The organism is Lyngbya sp. CCY1209, from assembly GCF_035615495.1.
Classification (GTDB): Bacteria; Cyanobacteriota; Cyanobacteriia; order Cyanobacteriales; family Microcoleaceae; genus Limnospira.
Genome location: NZ_JAJENU010000538.1, coordinates 26925 through 45667 on the forward strand (window position 1 = coordinate 26925; position 18743 = coordinate 45667).

The 18743-nt window shown below is 55.5% G+C and carries 16 protein-coding genes and 2 tRNA genes; 6 read left to right on the forward strand and 12 right to left on the reverse strand.

The genetic code is table 11. The features are described from left to right. Positions 1-18: 18 nt before the first annotated feature. On the forward strand, positions 19-642 hold the full coding sequence (locus LKE08_RS17805) for a ParA family protein (protein ID WP_324705594.1): 624 nt from the start codon (positions 19-21) through the stop codon (positions 640-642). A 61-nt stretch (positions 643-703) separates the two neighbouring features. Here the strand turns inward: LKE08_RS17805 and LKE08_RS17810 are convergent, their stop codons facing one another. Beyond that, a complete protein-coding gene (locus LKE08_RS17810) occupies positions 704-1627 on the reverse strand; it encodes a DMT family transporter (RefSeq protein ID WP_324705595.1) in 924 nt (307 codons plus the stop codon). A gap of 81 nt (positions 1628-1708) precedes the next feature. Here LKE08_RS17810 and LKE08_RS17815 point away from each other — a divergent pair, with 81 nt between their 5' ends. Continuing rightward, positions 1709-1987, forward strand: a complete 279-nt coding sequence (locus LKE08_RS17815; RefSeq protein ID WP_324705596.1) for an SDR family NAD(P)-dependent oxidoreductase — start codon at positions 1709-1711, stop codon at positions 1985-1987. A gap of 133 nt (positions 1988-2120) precedes the next feature. Here LKE08_RS17815 and LKE08_RS17820 read toward each other — a convergent pair whose 3' ends face one another. Both LKE08_RS17820 and LKE08_RS17825 read right to left on the reverse strand, forming a co-directional pair. Next, positions 2121-2525, reverse strand: coding sequence for a DUF2809 domain-containing protein (locus LKE08_RS17820; protein WP_324705597.1), 405 nt, complete (start codon positions 2523-2525; stop codon positions 2121-2123). Between the two features lie 54 nt (positions 2526-2579). Then, positions 2580-5009 carry a glycosyltransferase family 39 protein gene (locus LKE08_RS17825; protein WP_324705633.1) on the reverse strand — a complete coding sequence of 810 codons (2430 nt, stop codon included), beginning with the start codon at positions 5007-5009 and terminating at the stop codon, positions 2580-2582. Positions 5010-5188: 179 nt separating this feature from the next. On the opposite strand from LKE08_RS17825, the gene LKE08_RS17830 reads away from it, so the two are divergent. Beyond that, positions 5189-5261 (forward strand) — tRNA-Phe (locus LKE08_RS17830). A gap of 337 nt (positions 5262-5598) precedes the next feature. Here LKE08_RS17830 and LKE08_RS17835 read toward each other — a convergent pair. From LKE08_RS17835 to LKE08_RS17865, 7 genes are all read right to left on the reverse strand, one after another. Continuing rightward, positions 5599-5671, reverse strand: a tRNA-Met gene (locus LKE08_RS17835). Positions 5672-5801: 130 nt separating this feature from the next. Beyond that, positions 5802-7724 (reverse strand): peptidoglycan DD-metalloendopeptidase family protein, encoded by a 1923-nt coding sequence (locus LKE08_RS17840; protein WP_375341440.1) that lies wholly within the window; start codon positions 7722-7724, stop codon positions 5802-5804. 645 nt (positions 7725-8369) lie between these two features. After that, entirely contained in the window at positions 8370-8837 is a 468-nt protein-coding gene (locus LKE08_RS17845; protein WP_324705634.1) for a tRNA (cytidine(34)-2'-O)-methyltransferase, read from the reverse strand. Between the two features lie 171 nt (positions 8838-9008). Then, positions 9009-10145: a glutamate--cysteine ligase gene (gene gshA, locus LKE08_RS17850; RefSeq protein WP_324705599.1), complete on the reverse strand. Its 1137-nt coding sequence runs from the start codon at positions 10143-10145 to the stop codon at positions 9009-9011. A 153-nt stretch (positions 10146-10298) separates the two neighbouring features. Further along, the gene (locus LKE08_RS17855) at positions 10299-11117 is read right to left on the reverse strand and encodes a cobyrinic acid a,c-diamide synthase (RefSeq protein ID WP_324705600.1); all 819 of its coding nucleotides are present in this window, start codon (positions 11115-11117) and stop codon (positions 10299-10301) included. Positions 11118-11265: 148 nt separating this feature from the next. Continuing rightward, positions 11266-11826 (reverse strand): DUF4126 domain-containing protein, encoded by a 561-nt coding sequence (locus tag LKE08_RS17860; RefSeq protein ID WP_324705601.1) that lies wholly within the window; start codon positions 11824-11826, stop codon positions 11266-11268. 213 nt (positions 11827-12039) lie between these two features. Further along, on the reverse strand, positions 12040-12957 hold the full coding sequence (locus LKE08_RS17865) for a histone deacetylase (RefSeq protein WP_324705602.1): 918 nt from the start codon (positions 12955-12957) through the stop codon (positions 12040-12042). A gap of 54 nt (positions 12958-13011) precedes the next feature. On the opposite strand from LKE08_RS17865, the gene LKE08_RS17870 reads away from it, so the two are divergent. Next, positions 13012-13521 carry a hypothetical protein gene (locus tag LKE08_RS17870; protein ID WP_324705603.1) on the forward strand — a complete coding sequence of 170 codons (510 nt, stop codon included), beginning with the start codon at positions 13012-13014 and terminating at the stop codon, positions 13519-13521. Positions 13522-13910: 389 nt separating this feature from the next. On the opposite strand, the gene LKE08_RS17875 is transcribed toward LKE08_RS17870, so the two are convergent. Beyond that, positions 13911-14384 (reverse strand): MEKHLA domain-containing protein, encoded by a 474-nt coding sequence (locus LKE08_RS17875; protein WP_324705604.1) that lies wholly within the window; start codon positions 14382-14384, stop codon positions 13911-13913. A 111-nt stretch (positions 14385-14495) separates the two neighbouring features. Next, positions 14496-15671 (reverse strand): CapA family protein, encoded by a 1176-nt coding sequence (locus LKE08_RS17880; RefSeq protein WP_324705605.1) that lies wholly within the window; start codon positions 15669-15671, stop codon positions 14496-14498. A 305-nt stretch (positions 15672-15976) separates the two neighbouring features. On the opposite strand from LKE08_RS17880, the gene LKE08_RS17885 reads away from it, so the two are divergent. Together LKE08_RS17885 and LKE08_RS17890 are read left to right on the forward strand one after the other, a co-directional pair. Beyond that, the gene (locus tag LKE08_RS17885; protein ID WP_324705606.1) at positions 15977-16882 is read left to right on the forward strand and encodes an alpha/beta fold hydrolase; all 906 of its coding nucleotides are present in this window, start codon (positions 15977-15979) and stop codon (positions 16880-16882) included. Positions 16883-17420: 538 nt separating this feature from the next. Beyond that, positions 17421-18545, forward strand: a complete 1125-nt coding sequence (locus LKE08_RS17890; RefSeq protein ID WP_324705607.1) for a THUMP domain-containing protein — start codon at positions 17421-17423, stop codon at positions 18543-18545. Positions 18546-18743: the final 198 nt, after the last annotated feature.

Sequence of the window (18743 nt, forward strand, 5' to 3'; positions counted from 1 at the left end):
GTTATCCCAGCAGATCAAATGCCCAAAATTCTCGCGATCGCCAATGGAAAGGGTGGAGTCGGCAAAACGACAACCGCCGTCAATCTGGCTGCCATTCTTTCCACTCATTTCTCAACCCTGTTGGTGGATACCGATCCCCAAGGTTCTGCCAGTTGGTGGGTTGAGCGGGGAGAGATGCCCTTCGATCTGTCTTCGGAAACCGATCCGGCGGTTTTGAAACAGTTGAAAAAGGTTCGAGAGGTGGAATTAATTGTGGTGGACACGCCCCCCGCTTTGCAATCGAGTGCTCTCGAAGCGGTGGTGCAGGTTGCCGATTATTTGATCGTCCCGAGTCAACCCGCCCCGATGGATTTGGTGGCGTTGATGGCGACGGTGAGGGAGGCGATCGCACCGTTAAATATCGAGTATCAAGTGTTGCTCACCAAAGTCGATCCCCGCAGCGTGGGGGACGCTTACGAAGCCCAGCGATCGCTCCGGGAGGCGGGAATTCCGGTTTTTGAAAACTTCATTCGCGGCTACAAAGCCCACGAACGCTGTCCCTTGGAAGGGGTTCCAATTGTCAACGCCAGAAGCAAAAATGCCCGGGAAGCCGCTTCGGATTATCGGCGGGTTGTGGGGGAATTATTGAGGTATTTGCGTTGATTTTTTTTAAATTAGAATAGTTGCAGGGCGAATGCCGGGGCAGGGCGAATGCCATTCGCCCCTACAAGTCACCTGTATTATTCTTGCCGACGGTTGCGATCGCCACCCCGACGATCATAACAATCGCACCCAATAAAACGGGAATCGCCGGGATTTCTCCGAATAGAAAATAGGCGAAAATACTCGCGCCGACGGGTTCGAGTAAAATGGCGAGTGTCACCAATGTCGGTGAGGTGCGGTTGACAGCCCAGTTGAAGCTGGTATGTCCGATCAGTTGGGGCAGAATTGCCATCAAGATCAAGTAAACATAAACAATATTTGGATAACCCGTATAACCCACCCCAAATAGAAACGGAAGGGGTAGTAAAACGAGTGCCGCCACGGTATAGGCGATCGCCGCATAGCCGCCAATTTTTAAGCCCCGCTGCTGGGCTTCCCGTCCCAACATCAGATAAAATGCGACCGCCCAGGCGCCGATCAACGCCAAACTATTTCCCAAAATCGGATGGCTGGAAATATCCGCCGACGCGCCCTCCCCCAAGCCGATGATGAGGCCCCCGGAAAGGGCGATCGCGATGCCGAAAAGCGTCAATTTTGAGGGTTTTTCCCGCAGCCAAAACCACGCCAAAATCGCCACCCAAATGGGGCTGGTGGTGACGATGGTTGTCGAGGCGGCGATGGAGGTGTAAGATAGGGAAGTGATCCAGGTGGCGAAGTGAAAAGCCAGACAGATTCCCGCCCCCACCCCATGGAGAACCGCGCCCGGTTGGAGCGATCGCCAAGCAATATTCCGCCAGGTAGATGCCAACAATAGGGCGGCGATAGATAATCGAGAAGCGGAGATCACCAAACTGAATCCCACCCCCCGCATACCCGCCGCGTCGATCGCCAAGCGGACAAAAATCGAACCCGTCGAGATGGCGAAAACTCCGACACAAACCACAATTGCCACCGCCCAAGGGGGAGATTGAGTTGAAATTTTCATGGGGATTCTTTATACTGTAAGTTGATGATTATTGACTTCAGTTTCGCAATTTTTAACGTTGTGGTTTAAATCAAACTTATTATGACGAAAACCGTTTTAATTACCGGCGCATCCCAAGGAACCGGTCGGGCGACGGCGCTGTTATTTGCCCGCAAAGGCTATGATATCGTACTGACGGCGCGAAATGTCGATCGCTTGGCAAAAGTGGCGAATGAAGTGCGATCGCTCGGCGTTTCCGCCCTGGCAATGGGGACGGACGTGGGCAATCCCAGCCGGGTGGAATATCTGGTGCAAAAAGCCCTGGAATTTTACGGCAATATTGACGTTTTGGTGAACAACGCCGGCATCTGTCTGAGGTAGTTGTCGGGCCGACGAGTTTGGCGACGGAAGCCTATCGTTTATTTCCCCAGTTGGTCGAATTTGCGATGATCAATTTTCAAGGTTCTCGATAAGAATTAACCACAGAGACACGGAGGACACAGAGAGGGTTTGATTAGGTCTCGGATTTGTGAGTCCAGACTTTCTTTTTGGCGAGGATTAATAGCCACGCCGCCAAGACACAGCCGATGATATAATAGACAAAATCCCACCAGGAGAATGTGGTGCCCAGCAGCAATCTGCCGACGATGTGCGATCGCATCATTGCCAAAATGGGGGGATTCCACAGTTGCAGGATTTCTAAAATAGAGGTGATGATAAACACCCAAACTGCCGTCCAGATGGGGGATAGGTGGGGCCAGATTAATACTGCCAGCCACACCCAAAACATTTCGTAAAGTACCCCGCCGAGGGAGTTGTTGAACCAGTCATCCAGGGGCCCGCGATAAAATTTACTCGCGAATCCGAGGGGGACGATAATGATGATGGCGATAAAAATTACCAGTTGATAGCGTTTCATTGTCGCGTAAAATAAGCTTCTAGCTGGTTACAGGCAGGATGCCTGTGCTACCGATTATAAGGATAGCCGATTTAATGCTTGTAAATCTTGGCGGGCTCGGAAGATGCGACCTCGGAGGAGGTTGGCGGTGCCCCGCAATACCAAAAATTCCGGTTGATTCGGACTCAATTCTAAGGCGGGTTTGAGGGCGGTTTCCGCTGCCTCGGGATCGAAATTATACAGGTGGACGAAGGCGAGATAGGCGTGGGCGAAGGGATTCTCGGGATCGAGAGTTTTCACCCGTTCCAAAGCCGCGATCGCACTTTCTACATCCTGCCGCAAAACGGCGGACAATGCCAACCCGTAAGCCCAGTTTAAATTGTCCGGTTCTCGGGTCAAACGATATTCTAAGGTTTTTTGGGCTTGAATTGTATAATCTTGGATGGGGTCGTATTGGTTGATACGGCCGATTTCATCGAAGATTAATTCCAACCCTTCGATGCCTTCGGGAAGGTAGAGGGCGAGTTGCCGCAGTTGGGTGACTAAATCCAGTTCCGGGGCGGGCGAGGGAGCCGCGGCGGGGTCGATTTCCAGCGTCACGGGGGGGGAGGCGATCGCGTAATTTTCCCCCGTTTCCTGGTTCAAATAGGTGGCTTCCAGGCGATAAATTCCGGGAGCCGCATCGGGCGGGGGAAGCATCGCCATCCGTTCGACAACTTGAAATCCCCCTTCTGTCTCGCCAAAATGCAGGCGTCCGGAGGCGATCGCGCGATCGTGTATCCATCGCGAACCCTGGCCGTCCGTCCACGTCAACACGACCAAACCGGACTCCAATTCCTCTTTTGAACCCGACCAATAATAGCTGACGGGAACGGGAACCCCCGGGGGCGTTTTTTCGGGAAGGATAACTGCATCTAATTTGACTTTCGGCGATATTTCCGATGCGGGAAGGGGGGAAACTTCCACCGGGGCGGGGGTGCAGCGATACAGGTCGAACCTGCTGCCGTCGGGCAACGGCCAGGATTTTTGCAGTTGAAAAGGGGGGCCGTTGACGATCGCGCTCACCATCATGGCTTGGGCTTCGCCGATGCGATCGACCGAACCCTGAGCGCCCGTTTTTGTAATAAACCAACACAGCGATCGCGCGTCCTGGGGAACCCGTTCGACCGCCGTCCCCACCTGCCGCCCGTAGATTTGAAAATCTTGCAGTGCGCCGTAATAATTGATATTATGTTGGTTGAGATTCGGAGTGGAAGGAAGCACGCCGATATTGTTTTCTAAATGGGGTTCGGCCGCCAAAACTTCCGCGATCGCTTCTTGGTGGGGCCAGTGGATGTTAATTTGGGCGTGGCGGGTATTTCCCGGACTCAGCCAACTTCGCAACGTCTGCCCCGGAACGCCCCCGAACGGCCACAGCGTCAGCAGCATCAACCCCACCGCCACGGCGACGGTCCCCCAGCGAACCGTCGCCCCCCACCGTCTCGGCCACAACGTCAGTCCCCAAGCTAAAAATATCGACAAGATCGGCAGCAGGGGGAAGCCGTAGCGGAAGTCTTTATTGGGGTTGAGGGAACAGATAAAATAGCCGCCAATTAAATAGACAAATAACCAGGTGAGGGCGGATTTTTTCGGGTGGAGGGGAAGGGATTGTTTCCGAATGAAATAGAGTGAAAATCCGACGATGGGAACCAATAATAGCGGCCAGGAAACGTGCAGGGGCAGGAGTTTGAAATAATAGGTCCAGGCGTCGGGGCTGGTGAGGGACGGGTCGCCCTCCGCGATCGCGGAATCTACCGTCGCCCGCTTTCCGGAGGTCAGCATTAACAGCCAGTTGGCTTTCGCCCAGGGGCCGAAAATTAAGACGGATACAAATAGGCCAATCGCCAGTTGAAATAGCCGCCGCCAATCCCGCCGTTTGAGAAGGCCAATTGTCAGCCACAGGAGGGGGACGAACAGGAAAAATAGGGCCGTCTGTTTGACCAATATTGCCAGTCCGAAAAACAGCCCGAACGCGATCGCCCAAAGCCATTGCGATCGCGGTTTTTCCGCCTCCTTCCACATCGTCAAACCGCCAAAACTGAGGGCGACCATTGCCGTGAGGGGATAGTCGAGGAGATACCCGAGGCGATATTGGTACAGGGCCGGCATCAACAGGCACAGTCCCGCTGCCCACAACCCGACCCGGCGATCGAACAATCGGGCCGCGATCGCGTAGACTGACCCCAGCAGTATCGCACTGAACAGTAAATGTACCAAATTGGCACTCTCGGGGCCGGTTCCGAACAGGTTTTGAAACGGGACGCTGAGGAGGTAAGTCAGGGGGGGGACTTTGGGGGAAAGGGTCCAGAGATGGGTCCACCAGTCCCCGGACAGCCATCGGGGGTCCTGCAGGGCTCGCCAATAGGTGAGGCTTCCGGTGAGGTAGTCGGCGGGGTCCCAGGCGGGGACGGAGCGATCGCGGGCGAACCAAATGCGATCGCCGATCGCCCCCAGCAGCCAAATGATGCCGAGGGCGATCGTCGGGTTCCATCTGTTCTCGGGTCGGGCGATGGGACTGGCCTCCTGATGCGATCGGACTTCTCAAATGCTACGATAGTCGGGGTTTGAGCGTCCAGCAAAAAATATTTTTCTGGGGGGTTGACAAATCGAAGCTTCGTTGATACGATAGATAATCGTGGAAATAAGCCGGGATAGCTCAGTCGGTAGAGCAGAGGACTGAAAATCCTCGTGTCGGCGGTTCAAGTCCGCCTCCTGGCATCTTTTTTAATTCCTTATCCTGGAATGATTACAGCGCTTGACTCAAAGCTCTATAGCCACTTACGAAATACGGGTAACGGGTACAGGGTGATACACTTTTGCCCCTACCCCGGGCTTGAGCTCATATTTCTTTTCTCGATGCATGGAAAAACCATGCATGGTGGTTCAGAATACGCGATCGCCTTGTCTCCTATCCCAGGTCAGATCAGGTGATTCGATCGAACAGTAGGGAAGGGCGGCGATCGCCCCTTATTTTTTGGCTACATCCCCCCTCCACCGGGACAAAAGACTTCGGTTGTACGCTGAAAGTCTTGTAGAACAAGGGTTTAATGTTAAATGGCTCTGGCGGGATTTGAACCTGCGACCTTGGGCTTATGAGTCCCCTGCTCTAACCACTGAGCTACAGAGCCACGTTTGTCAACAGTTTTTAAATATAGCACGATCGCAAAAAATCATGCAAGCGATCGCGGCAAAAAAATTTCGGGAGGGGAACGGAAGCGGGAGAAAGTCCCCCGTCCGTCCCCGACAAGCCCTGCGGGCTTATTCTCGGGGCAAGAGCGCCATCGGGTTGACGGCCCCTTGTCCGGAGGGGTGAATCTCGAAGTGCAGGTGGGGTCCGGTGCTGCGCCCGGTGCTCCCCATCTCCGCAATTTGCTGTCCCTGGGTCACTTTTTGACCTTTGTTGACCAGAATGCGGTGGTTGTGGGCGTAGAGGGTCAGGCTGCCGTCGGGGTGCTCCAACTCCACCAGGTTCCCGTAACCGCCGCTGTTCCAACCGGCGTAGGTGACGACTCCGGGGGCTGCCGCCACGATGGGAGTCCCGATGGGACCGGCGATGTCAATTCCCCGGTGCATCCGCCCCCAGCGCCAGCCGTAGCCCGAGGTCAAAATGCCTTCGGACGGCCAGATGTAGCCGTTGAAGCGCATCGATCCCCCCGGCAGGTAAGTATCCGGACCGGGAAGGGGGGGCAAATGGGGGGAGACGATACGACCGAGGGCCGGATTTTGCAGGGGGTCGTAGGCATCGGCGCCGAGGGGAGCCGTGGCGAGCACCGCATCCCGATCCTCATCGCCCTCCGGGCGGCGGGCGACTTCCCGGGGTTCCGGCGCACTCGCCTGCCCGTTCTCCGCGTCTTTTCGGGGGTCGTAGGCGTTCGGGTTGAATTCGGGATTGATGCGGTGGGGAGGGAGTTCGGGGGATGGGGCGGCGACGATTTGAGCGGGTTCTTCGATCGCGCCTTCCGGGTCTTGAGAGAGACTGACGGCCTGGTACGAATAGGTGCGATCAAATTGTTCGGCGCGGTACTCCGCCCGCAGTCGCTCGATTTCGGATCTCAGGCGATCGGTGTAGAGCTTCGTGGTGGGTCGATTGTCAAGAGATGCCAACTTGCGGGGGGCCGCATCGGACTCGCGGGAGGATAAATCTTTGGACTCGCCCGCCTGCGGATCTTTGGCAGAGTCGGGAGAGATGGGGGTGAAGTCTTTTCCGAGTTGGGCCAGGCGATCGCTGCCGGTGTCGAAGGAACCGCCGGCTAAATTCAATTTGAGTCCGACGGGCTTGTTCAAATTCCCCTGAATTTCGGACGGAATCACGGAGGGGATCACGGTCTGACTCAACCGAGACCGCACGGAGAACCCGCCCAAATCGCTCTCGGAGTCGCCCGAGGAGGGGAGGCGGGACACCGTTTTTTCCCCGTCGAGTTGGAGGCCCTCCCACTTCTGAGTATCGGCCCGAGCGCCCTCTTTTTGGCGGTCTAAATAATTGCTCAGGCGTTTGGGAATCTTGAGTTCTTGGTTGACCTTGATGAAGTTCGGGTCGGTCAGATTGTTAGCCTTGAGAATTTCGGTCACTGCCACCCCGTGGGTGCGGGCGATGCGATCGAGGGTGTCCCCCGAACCCACCTGATAGACCACGGAAACGGACGGGTTGAGATCGGAGTCGATCACCAACGGCCCCGGCACTCTCGGCTCCGAATCCGGTACCGTTTGAACGGGGCTCGCGCCGACTTCTGCTTCTTCGGTGCGATCACTCGCCGCCGAATGGGAATCGAAGGAGAAAGATTTGTCTTCAGATTTTGACACAGACGGCTCCGGGACAATAACAGTCCCCGGGTTCGCCGGCTCGTCAACCTCGATCTCGGTTTCCCCGCCCTCCGTGGCCACGGAGGGTGGCGTTTCGTCCGCCCGGGACATCGGCCCGGCGTTGGATTCCGTCAGGTTTCTCAAAATTGACGGTTGCCAATCCGAACTCTCCGACAGCGAGTTTTCCGTTTCGCTGCCGGCGACGTCGCCGGAAATGGGCGGCGTCGCTCGGGTCGGATCGAGGGTTGTCGGTTCAGTGGCCGCACTACCCCCTTCGGGAAACAGAAGACCTGATGCAATCGCCAAACCCAAGAAGGCGGCAGAGGTTTTCACCTTGCTTGTGCCCGGGACTGTGACCTGTTGTGAAGTTTCCACATTCATATGAGTATTGACGGGACCCGTGACAACAGGTTGATCGTTGTGTGGAACTGTTCCTTTCAAAGAACGACCTCCTATGGAGAAGCGCTTAAGACTGTCCTTGAACCACTCAAGGAACTTGAATCAGTGAGATAAATCACGCTGATGTGCGATCTAAATCACTGACAGCAATGTTGCTTACGTCAGATTACCTTGGTTTTCTCTTTTCGACAAGCTATCCGAACAGATTGCCGACAAAGGGCTTCAGATCGACTTTTGAGAATTGTCGGATTTCTCCCCCGCGATCGCTTTGAGATCGCCTCTGGAAAAGGCAGATGGCAACCGTTCGATCCCGATGAGACTCTACACCAAATCCCTCAAAAAACACAACTCGCCCGCAACCGGACGGCGCCGAGAGTCGCGGGTTCCTTCGGGGACTCGAACCGGTGGTTCCGAGGGGCGATCGCCCGACCGGTCAACCGTTCACCCCACTCAAACGCCGCGAAAAATCACCCCTTGTCAGATGACTAAAATCTATCACTGTCCGATGGCCCGCCCATCCGGGTATTTATAAAAAAAAGTTATAGCGCCAGCTCGTGGGGGTGGGGAGTCGGGGAATGCTAATTCATTGTCAATGGTCAATGGTCAATGGTCAATTCTTGTCACCTCCTAATTTTCATCAAGATACCCGAGCTGTCTGCGGGCCTCGAACAGGCCCACTGCCGCGCTGACCGAGAGGTTGAGGCTGCGGACTTTCCCCGCGACCATCGGGATGTAGAGCGTCGCATCGCAAATGTCGAGAACCTCCGGGGGGAGTCCGGCGGTTTCGCTGCCGAACAGCAGCCAGTCGTCGTCCCGAAACTGGAAGCGGGCGTAGTTGTGTTTTCCCCGGGTGCTGAATCCGAGCCACCGCCCCCCCCGTTGCCGGTGGGCGGTTTGAAACTCTCGCAGTTGGGGATGGTACTTGAGGGGGACGTTGGGCCAGTAGTCGAGCCCGGCCCGTTTCAGGTAGCGATCGCTGATTTCAAACCCCAACGGACCGACTAGGTGCAGTTCCGTCTGGGTCGCGGCGCAGGTGCGGGCGATGTTGCCGGTATTTTGGGGGATTTGGGGGTGGATGAGGACGAGTTGGGGCATGGTCGATCGCGATCGCGGGCTGGTTCGGAACCCGGGAGACATCAATCCGGGCACATCGGTTCCATTGTTTCCGGAATTTCCCCGGCCGGCCTGTAGATTTATAGTTTTTCTTTATCTTTTGAACGGAAAACCAAGCATAAGATATATTGATAGGTTCTTTGCACCGACCCGTCAGCCCGCCAGGAGCTGGCAAATCTTATCTTCGAGATCCCGTTCTTGGCGGTTCGTCTGTGCGATCGCCTCCCGGAGAATTTGTCGGACATCCGCCCCCGCCTCCCGCTGCCGCAACCACTGTTGCGCCGTGTTCCCCTCCCGCAGAATCTTTTTCAGGGGGGACAGGAAACAGCTAAACCCGAGCCGTTTCGCCACGGGCCAGACCTCTTCGTACAGCTCCTCGACCCAGTCCCGGGCGACGATGCTGCTGCCATCTTTCCAGTGTTTGAGTTCGGCGTCGAGGCTCCGGGCTGCAACCGCTTCCTCGTTGGCGTCCGTCAGGGCCACCAGGTCTTCCGGGGCGGCGCTCAGGAGAAGGGGATCTAAACCGGGCGTTTCCATCATCTGCCACAGCCGCGCTTCCAGCAGAGCGGTGACCCCCAGCAGGGCGATCGGATTCACGATTAGGTCACAAATTCTCAACTCCAAACGGTTGAGGCTGTAGGGACGGCGATCGCCGTTGGGCCGCACCGAACACCACAGGTGGCGGACATTTTTCATCGTCCCCGCCTCCAACTGTTCCTCGGTCCAGCGGATGTAGTGGGCGTGGCTCTCGAACAGGGGGACGTGGGGGGGAGTCTTGGGGAACAGGTGCCAGCGGGTGGAGTGGTAGCCCGTCGCCTCCCCGTCCAAAAAGGGCGAAGACGCGCTCAGGGCCAAGTACAGCGGCGCCTCCACCCGCACCAGCCGCACGGCCCGCATCAGTTCTTCGGGGTCTTCGATGCCGATATTGATGTGGATGCTGGCCGTCACCACGGTCGTACCGTAGGTTTCCTCAATGTAGGCGTGGTAGGGGTTGTTCGGGTCAGACCGGTAGAAGCGCTGGCTGTCCCCCAGGGATAACGTGCTCCCCGGTACGATCGTGTAGTCTCCGAGTTGTTTTAAATATTTTCGCAAATTTTGGCGGGGCCGCAGCAGGGCGCACAGGGAGCGATCGTAGCTGCAAATCGGCGCCGTGATATATTCCACGTTGCGACTGTCCGGCTCTCGGACGAAGCCATCGAGATGTTTGACGATCCGATCCGAGAAGCCGACAATCTCACCTGCCGGTGTGCCGGTATACATTTCAACTTCAAAGCCTTTTGGCAGTAGCACGTCGGCCCCTCACGCTCAGGTTTCATTAGACTGGACATCGAAGATCTCGGCGCCGTCGGGGATTTTGATTCGACCCCGCCGCGATCGCCCGTCGGCCCGCCGCTTTTCCGGGGTTCCCCGGCTCGACTTCATCGCCGGTCAACAGCCGAGACTTCAGCCAGATCCTAGCACAGATCCGGATTCCCACGGAAAAATACTCTCGGGTTCGGAGGCATTAAAGATATAGTCATAATCGAATTCGAGGGCGTGGATGTGGCGGGTGACGGAAAAGCCGCAGTGGACGATGCGATCGCTGGTAAACGTCGCCATAATTAAAGCCAAAAGTTTTTGGGGGCCGATGTCCGGCTGTTGGACGTAGTAATCCCGTTTGGCGAAGAACACTTTTTCATCTTTGGGGACGATCAGTCCGTTGATGCGGTGGGCGTGTTGGATCGGTTTGATATATTTTTTGATGAATTCATCCTGACTTTTTTGCAGGCGGGACAGGCGCTCGTGTTGCAGCCAACTCATCTTAAAGATCAGTTTGATGAGTTCAAATCCGACGATGTAATTGAACACCCGATCTTTCTCGTCGGGACTCAAAACCAACTTCAGAGCCGACTCCAAATAGATGTCGGGCTGGCAGCGGGCATCTTGGGCGGAGTGGATGTAGAATTGCCGGATATATTTTCTCAGCACCGCTTCGGTGAGGGGGGTCGATATTTTGAACCATTTGAAATAGCGCCGAATTCGATTGATAGAATCGATATCTTCGAGCAATTTGGAAACGAGACCGTCGGCGGTGTAATCATCTAAAAATTCAGCCTGTTTTTCCGGCGGTGAGGCGCAAATAATGTAGCAGAGAGACAGGACGTAGCGCCGCTGATTCCAAGGCAAGCTTTCCGCCCAATGTTGCACTTCCGGGGGAAGCTGTTCAAACAAAACATTATTTTTGAGGGGAGTTAAAAGATCGGCACTCGGCTCGGGTTGCATGGCAAGTTTCTGGAACTGAAGTCCTACGGTTTATTTTAGCTTACCGGCATTATAGTGGGTCGCCCCGACCCGTCAAATGTCGCGGGATTGACAGTTTGATGGCCGGGGCGCGATCGCCGTCCGGAATTCCGTCAAATTCCGATCCATTTCACGAATCCTTCCAGCGACGGCGGACAATTTTCCGAAGGGCCAAAATTAGCACGATCGCAGCGACAATTCCCCCCAGAATCGGCAGGGAAATCGCCAAAACCGATAAAATCACCGCGGCCAACAACTCCATCGTGGACAGCAGGGGATTGGCCAGACCCCCCGTCGCCATCGTCGAGGCGACCCGGGTGATGCCGGTCAAAATCTCGATGATGCCGGCCGTGACGCCGCCCAAAATAATCGATATCGCCCACATCCACTGGGGGTCCATCGGGGGCAGAAATGCGGCGACCATCAGGCTGGCGATCGCGATCGCTGCCGGGGTTTCCAGGACGTCGAGGGTGTTGTCGAGGCCGGGGATGAAGTACACGAAGGCTTCGACCGCCAGGGCCGCCCCCGTCGCTATCAACCCCATTTCGGTTCCCAAAATTGCCAGGTTCGGGGGCAGTTCAAATGAGCCGTAGATGGCCGCCGTACTCAAAATCAGGGGCGGGACGAAAACCCGAAACCCGCAGGCCGCACTCAGGCCGATCGCACAAAGAATTCCTAACCAATGGCTCATAACAAATTACGCGCAGCAGAAGGGCGACAAATCGGGAACGAAAACAATACAGAAGGCTGGGAAGACCAAATGTCTCGTGCCGATTTCCCGGGGGATGATCCCATTCAACCACCGGGGTTCGCACCGCGCCTCCGACTCTCGGTTGAAAAAAAACTCCTCACACCACCCTTGTTTGCATACACCATCGGTTGACTGCCTCTCATTTTACTACCATCAGAGCCGGTACTGACAGTAAACTTCCGAGGCGGCGCGGTGCAGGAGAGAGTGGCGGTAAACCAGGGATTCCATGTCGTCGCAGTAGCCGCCGCCGATGATTCCGGCCACGGGATACCCCATGCCGACGCACGTTGATAACACCTGCATTTCCCGGCGCCACAACCCCGAGTCGGTGAGGGCGAGTTTTCCCAGGCGGTCGTCGATGTGGGGATCGACCCCTGCATCATAGATCACCAGGTCGGGGCGGAATTCCGCAAGCAAATCCGGTAAATATTCGGCCAGGGTTTGCAAATATTCGTCGTCTTCCATCCCCACGGGCAGGGGGACGTCGCGATCGCCGCTCTGTTTTCTGGCGGGGAAGTTCCCCTGACAGTGCAGGTCGAAGGTGAACACGTTGGGCTCGTCTTGGAAAATCACCGCCGTCGCGTCCCCCTGGTGGACGTCGAGATCGACGATCAGGATTTTTTCGGCCAGCCCCAGATGCCGCACCACCTTCGCCGCGATCGCGATATCGTTGAAAATGCAAAATCCCGACCCGTACCCCGGGAAGGCGTGGTGGGTGCCCCCCGCCGTGTTGCAGGCCAACCCCTTTGACAGGGCCAATTTCGCCGTCAAGATCGCCCCCCCCACCGCGATGCGGGTCCGGTTCGCCAACGCCGGAGTCCAGGGGAGGCCGATGCGCCGCTGGGCCTTCGGGTCCAGGGTTCCCCCGCAGTAGGCCTGGACATAATCGGGGTGGTGGACGAGTTCGATCCACTCGTCGGGGGGGAGTTCCGGTTGGTGAAGTTGCGATCGCACGATGACTCGTTCCCGGAGTAACATCTCGCAGAGTAACCCGAACTTTTGCATCGGGAAACGGTGGCCGGGGGGGAGGGGGGCGACGTAATCGGGATGAAAAATAATCGGTAAATCCATCGGGCAGCCGTGAAGTTAAATTAGAAGTTAATGGGAAAACGCGAGGGAGTCAACATGGATCAAACAACGGTTTGGCAGTATGGTAGCAACAACCCGGACAATGCCGACAACCTGGAGGCGATCCGGGAGTGGTGGGGCAATCTCAAGGGAATTAAGGTGGACTGGCAGCAGCGGTTGTTGCCCCAAGATGCCAACCCCCACCAGTTAAATTGGGAACCCCAGAAGTTCGACGAAACCTTCGCGATCGTCAACCCGGAAATGCGGGGAATTACGCTCTATTGGTACAAGCCGGACAGTACCGACGAACGCAACATGACCCCCGCCAAGTTGGAACTCGACACCCGCCACCAGCAGCTTTATATTTACCCCCAATCTCAACAGCAAGTGGTGGTTCGAGTTACCATCCCGGAGGTGCGGTACGAGACGGTGGAAATTCACGATCCCCATATGGCGGTGGGCAAGAATGGTCTGCTGTTGTTGTTCCGGGATAAGGAGCAATTGGTGGATATTAAGATAACGCTTTCCCCCGAAAAGTTGCAGCAGTTGAAAGAAAAGTTGCTGTGATGAGAGACCGATGATCCCCCTAAATCCCCCTTAAAAAGGGGGACTTTATCATTTGCTAATTCACCTCGCCAACTTGACACTGGCTATGGTGGGGGGCAAAAGTCAACGGAAAGTGCAACAGCTTTTACCGTTTGAGTTGGCCGGATCATATCAAATCCGGTTATCCCCTCCTCAACCTCCCCAATCATCGACCGATGATTTGATCGGGTTGGGACCCCTGGCTTGCGCCCTCGGGGAATTGATTCCCAAGCGGTTTTGATATCCAACCCGTTTTGTTCCGATCATTCAATCGGATTGGATAACAGTTGGAAGATTTCACCACAGAGGCACGGAGGACACGGAGACATTGTTCGTATTTCACAAAATTTTTTACCGTTATATTTTTTAATTTAATCGATTTTTTCCCATTGGGAGAATGTGGCAGCTTGTCCGCAATAGTTTTCGCGATCGCCAAACAGATTCCAGACGATAAAATCGGAAATGAGAAACCGCTGCCCCGTCCGCGAAATGCGGATGCCTTTCCCTTGTTTGATATATCCATTTTCTGTGACTGTTTTGAGGAGTTGCAAGCGTTCTTCTTGATCCATCGGCGGGGCGGAATATCGGGAGGGCATTTGGGTCAATTCTTCCCAACTCACTTCCCACAATTCCATCGCTTTCCGGTTCCCGTAATTATAAATGGGGTCGGCTTCCGTGCCGTGACAAAAGACGGGATGGGGGGCTTCAAATAATGCCTTCGCCATTTCTTCCGGCGTTCCGGTTATTTCCAGTAAGGGTTTCCCCATCCAGTGTTGGAAGTTGTCGATAATGAGTTTGCTGTTGAGGATGACGCTTTCTTGTTTCCAGGGCTGAATTTCGTTCATATTAAATCAATAGATAGCGATGAGAAAAAGAGTGTAGAGTCCGGGGCGTTGTCGGGGCGCAAGGCTGGCGCCCTGATTTTACTATAGCATAGCGAAAGAGTACGATCGCGGTCAATATTTCAACTGTTGAATATTCGCATATCCGCCGCGAACTGCCTCGCCGACACCGCTTTGCCAGGTGGCACTATCCACCACTGTCCAGGTGAAATTCGCCGGCAACTGAGTCGGCGCGATCGCACCCTCGAAAGAGGCATGAACCCCGTCCAAGGCGATGGGAATCACCTGGATTTGTCGCAGTTGCAATGTCTTTAAATCGAACAAAACCCGCGCGATCGCCTGTTCCGGCCTGGGTTTCAAATAGGGGTGGATGAAATTCCCCAAACTCTCGAACAGCACCCCCCGCTTTCCCGAAAGGGACTCCACAATTTGCACCGCCTCCCACTTGTGGGAGCCGTGTCCGAAGACGATATCGCCCTCAAACTCGCGGATAAATTGTCGCCCCGTTTCGACCAGTATTTTCTGGGTTTCTTCGTTCCAACTGTGGATGGAAAGAATCCGCAGATCCGCATCGGCATCCCGGAGCGATCGCATCACCGTTTCTCTGTCGGAAATACAGGCGACGTAGGTGCAATCCCCGCCCCCCACATACCAACTCGCGAACGCCACCCGCACCCGCCGCTTCCCGACTTTTATCGTTTTGATGTAGGCGTTTTTTTCAGACCCCACACCGTGCCAAGCCCAGCGAATTTTCAACCGCAATCCCAACCGTTCCAAATGCCGCGCCGACATCAGCGCCCCGTCCATCCCCTCGCCGACGATACAATCGCGGATGTGATTATTCGCCAAACCAATTAAATTGAATCCCCGCCGATAAGCCGCTAACAAATTGTCGGGATGGGAGACGAACGCATAGACATTTTCCTGCTTCGGTTTCCAGAATTCGCTGCATTCGGTTCCCACCGTCGTTTCCCAGTTGATAAACGAGAGGTCGCCGCGATAGGATTTCCCCGTCGGATCGAAGCGATCCAACGCCTTGCCAAAATCCGCTTCCACCCCTTCCGGATAGTAATTCGCCGGCAGCATTTCAGTCAATGGCAAAGGTTGCTGGTGGGAAACCGCCATCCCCGTATCGCCCACCCCCCGCACGTCCAAAAATTCCGGCGCCGAAGTGCGATCGAGCGGCACCGCTTCTGCGGCCGATTTCGCCGGACTGCCGAAGGCGACGATCGCCCCCAATACAACATTTAAAAATATCCTCAGTTTTCTGAATTTATCGTTTTTATCCATTTTCTTACCTTGACTGATCTAGAAACCGGGTTTCTCAGAAGATCTCGAATCTCAACCCGAGTGCCGGGTAGAAACCCGGTTTCTTCCCCCCCACCGATCGCTCTAGAAACCGGGTTTCTCAGAAGATCTCGAATCTCAACCCGAGTGCCGGGTAGAAACCCGGTTTCTTCCTCCCCACCGATAACTCTAGAAATCGGGTTTCTCAGAGAAACTGCAATTTCCCCCCCGAGTGGCCGGTAGAAACCCGGTTTCTTCCCGCAAAGCGCTATATGATCGTAAAAGATAGTTTACAAAAGTTCATTAAGATGACGGCGACCCAATCCTCTCCGAGTATTTCCCGCGATTTCGAGTTCGAGTCCTGGACGTGGCGCGATCGCGCGATCCGCTACACCGTCCGGGGAACCGGCCGGCCCCTGATTTTGATCCACGGCTTCGGCGCCTCCATCGGCCACTGGCGGCACAATATCCCCGTTTTGGCCGAGGGGGGATACCGGGTGTTTGCCCTGGATTTGCTGGGGTTCGGGGCCTCTGAAAAACCCGCCGTCGATTACAGTTTGGACCTGTGGGAAGAACTGCTGCGGGACTTCTGGGCCGAACACATCGGCGAACCGGCGGTCTTTGTCGGCAACTCCATCGGGGCCCTGCTGAGTCTGATGGTGGCGGTGGACCACCCGGAGATCTGCCGTGGGGCGGTTTTGTTGAATTGTGCCGGGGGACTCAACCACCGTCCGGAGGAGTTGAATTTTCCCCTGCGGGTGATTATGGGGACCTTTACCAAGTTGGTGAGCTCTCCGGCGATCGGACCGTTCGTGTTCAACCAAGTCCGCCAGAAACGTCGCATCCGCAACACCCTGCGCCAAGTTTACGGCAACCGGGAGGCGGTGACGGATGAATTGGTCGATTTGCTCTACGAACCTTCCAACGACGCGGGAGCGCAGCAGGTGTTCGCGTCGATTTTGACGGCCCCGGCCGGCCCCCATCCGTCGGAACTTCTGCCCCGCCTGGAGCGTCCTTTATTAGTAATCTGGGGAGAGGATGACCCCTGGACTCCCATCAAGGGCGCCCAGATTTATCGGGATTTGGCGGCAACCGGCGCCCCCGTCGAGTTTGTTTCCATTCCCAAAACGGGCCACTGTCCCCACGACGAACGGCCAACCGTGGTGAACCCGCTGATTTTGAATTGGTTGAGAACGATTGACACGTCGGTGTGAGGCGCGGACGGTGACTCAGAGGTGGGTCTCACCCCCCGATCGCCCCGGAAATGGACCCGAGCAAATGTCTCATTCGTCGGTGTGTGGAGAGGGTTAAATATCACTGGATTTTTAAGGGTTTTCGGCGATCGGAAGAATTTTTTTCTTCAAAAGTGTTGACAAACTGATGGGGGGTTGGCTAGAGTTACTAGCGTGTGAGGAGCGAACCAGCGAGGGCACCGAGACGAAACACGGCCAGTCGTCGGTGTCCTTTCTGAAAAAAAGGAAAATAATGTCTCTGTTTAATACGTGTCATTCCTGTGTGTGGTGTGAGGATGATATCTGGCGGTCAGATGTTCTGGCCGCTTTAGTTGTTGCAACTTCCATAAACTCAAATTGATGGATTTGGGACGTTTCGGTTTGGGCGCGACGATCGCCCCGGGGCGAGTTCAATTGCACAGAAAAGGACAAAAAACGATTAATTTAATGTTTATTTTACAATTGGGCCGGAATTTTTGCACCGAGAAGTTGTCCGGTTCGAGCCCGGAAGTTTAGTCAAATGTCTGAGTATTTTGCAACCGTGGCTCGCGGGTTGGAACCGATGGCGGCAAAGGAGTTAAAACGGCTGGGGGCGGCCGGGGTTGAAGCGGAGTTTGCCGGGGTCAATTTTAGCGGCGATCGCGCCCTACTTTATCGGGTTAATTTGTGGGCGAGAACGATTTTTCGCGTCCTGGTTCCGATCGCCAAATTCCCCTGTCCGGATGCCGATCGCCTCTATCGAGAAGTGCAGAAAATTGATTGGGAACAGTACCTTCACCCCGACCAAACTTTGGCCGTTCACTGCACGGGAAGCAATACGAAGCTCAACCATACCCACTTTACCGCCTTGCAGGTCAAAAATGCGATCGTGGACCGGCAGCGGCGACAATTTGGGCGACGATCAACAGTAGATCTCAGCGATCCGGACTTGCAAATTAACCTCCATATCCACCGCGATCGGGGCATTCTCAGCCTCGACAGTTCCGGGACCAGTCTCCACCGCCGGGGATACCGCCCCGCCGTCGGGAAAGCCCCCCTGAAGGAAAGTTTGGCGGCGGCGTTGTTGGAGTTTGCGGAGTGGGACTGCGATCGCCCGTTTTTGGACCCCTTGTGCGGTTCGGGAACGTTGCCTTTGGAGGCGAGTTTGAAGGCGTTGAACGTCGCCCCCGGACTGTTTCGGGACAGCTTCGGGTTCATGAAATGGCCGGATTTCGATGCGTCGCTGTGGCAACAGATCCGCCGGGATGCGGAGGATAGCCGACGCGAAGAATTGGGGGTTTCAATTGTGGGGTGCGATCGAGATCCGGAGGTACTCGCCCAAGCCGAGTATAACGCCCGACAGTGCGGGGTGGGCGATCGCCTGCAGTTGGTGCGATCGGAATTGTCGGAGGTGGAACCCCCGGCGGATGGAGGGATCATTGTTTGCAACCCCCCCTACGGCGAACGGTTGGGAAATGTCGAGGAGTTGGGGGAATTATATCAGCTTTTGGGGGATCTTCTCAAGCAGCGGTTTAAGGGCTGGACGGCATATATTTTTACGGGAAATAAGGAACTCTCGAAGCGGATCGGTTTGAGGACGTCGAAACGCATTCCTCTGTACAATGGGGCGCTGCCTTGTACGCTATTGAAATATGAATTATATTGACCCCCCCCAGCCCCCATCCCCCCCAGCCCCCCTTTGAAAGGGGGGAGAATTTCCCTTTCCCAGTCTCCCTTTCTAAGGGGATTTTTGACGATTGATATCAGATCCGGTTATTTACCCGCCCCCCCTCATCCCCCCCAGCCCCCCTTGGTAAGGGGGGAGAATTTCCCTTTCCCAGTCTCCCTTTCTAAGGGGATTTTT

What these genes read in the sequence shown, in the direction of transcription:
- LKE08_RS17840 (WP_375341440.1), bottom strand. Translation starts at nt 7,724, where the DNA reads ATGAATGTGGAAACTTCACAACAGGTCACAGTCCCGGGCACAAGCAAG.
- LKE08_RS17855 (WP_324705600.1), bottom strand. Translation starts at nt 11,117, where the DNA reads ATGCAACCCGAGCCGAGTGCCGATCTTTTAACTCCCCTCAAAAATAAT.
- LKE08_RS17815 (WP_324705596.1), top strand. Translation starts at nt 1,709, where the DNA reads ATGACGAAAACCGTTTTAATTACCGGCGCATCCCAAGGAACCGGTCGG.
- LKE08_RS17880 (WP_324705605.1), bottom strand. Translation starts at nt 15,671, where the DNA reads ATGGATAAAAACGATAAATTCAGAAAACTGAGGATATTTTTAAATGTT.
- LKE08_RS17870 (WP_324705603.1), top strand. Translation starts at nt 13,012, where the DNA reads ATGGATCAAACAACGGTTTGGCAGTATGGTAGCAACAACCCGGACAAT.
- LKE08_RS17820 (WP_324705597.1), bottom strand. Translation starts at nt 2,525, where the DNA reads ATGAAACGCTATCAACTGGTAATTTTTATCGCCATCATCATTATCGTC.
- LKE08_RS17875 (WP_324705604.1), bottom strand. Translation starts at nt 14,384, where the DNA reads ATGAACGAAATTCAGCCCTGGAAACAAGAAAGCGTCATCCTCAACAGC.
- LKE08_RS17845 (WP_324705634.1), bottom strand. Translation starts at nt 8,837, where the DNA reads ATGCCCCAACTCGTCCTCATCCACCCCCAAATCCCCCAAAATACCGGC.
- LKE08_RS17865 (WP_324705602.1), bottom strand. Translation starts at nt 12,957, where the DNA reads ATGGATTTACCGATTATTTTTCATCCCGATTACGTCGCCCCCCTCCCC.
- LKE08_RS17810 (WP_324705595.1), bottom strand. Translation starts at nt 1,627, where the DNA reads ATGAAAATTTCAACTCAATCTCCCCCTTGGGCGGTGGCAATTGTGGTT.
- LKE08_RS17860 (WP_324705601.1), bottom strand. Translation starts at nt 11,826, where the DNA reads ATGAGCCATTGGTTAGGAATTCTTTGTGCGATCGGCCTGAGTGCGGCC.
- LKE08_RS17805 (WP_324705594.1), top strand. Translation starts at nt 19, where the DNA reads ATGCCCAAAATTCTCGCGATCGCCAATGGAAAGGGTGGAGTCGGCAAA.
- LKE08_RS17890 (WP_324705607.1), top strand. Translation starts at nt 17,421, where the DNA reads ATGTCTGAGTATTTTGCAACCGTGGCTCGCGGGTTGGAACCGATGGCG.
- LKE08_RS17885 (WP_324705606.1), top strand. Translation starts at nt 15,977, where the DNA reads ATGACGGCGACCCAATCCTCTCCGAGTATTTCCCGCGATTTCGAGTTC.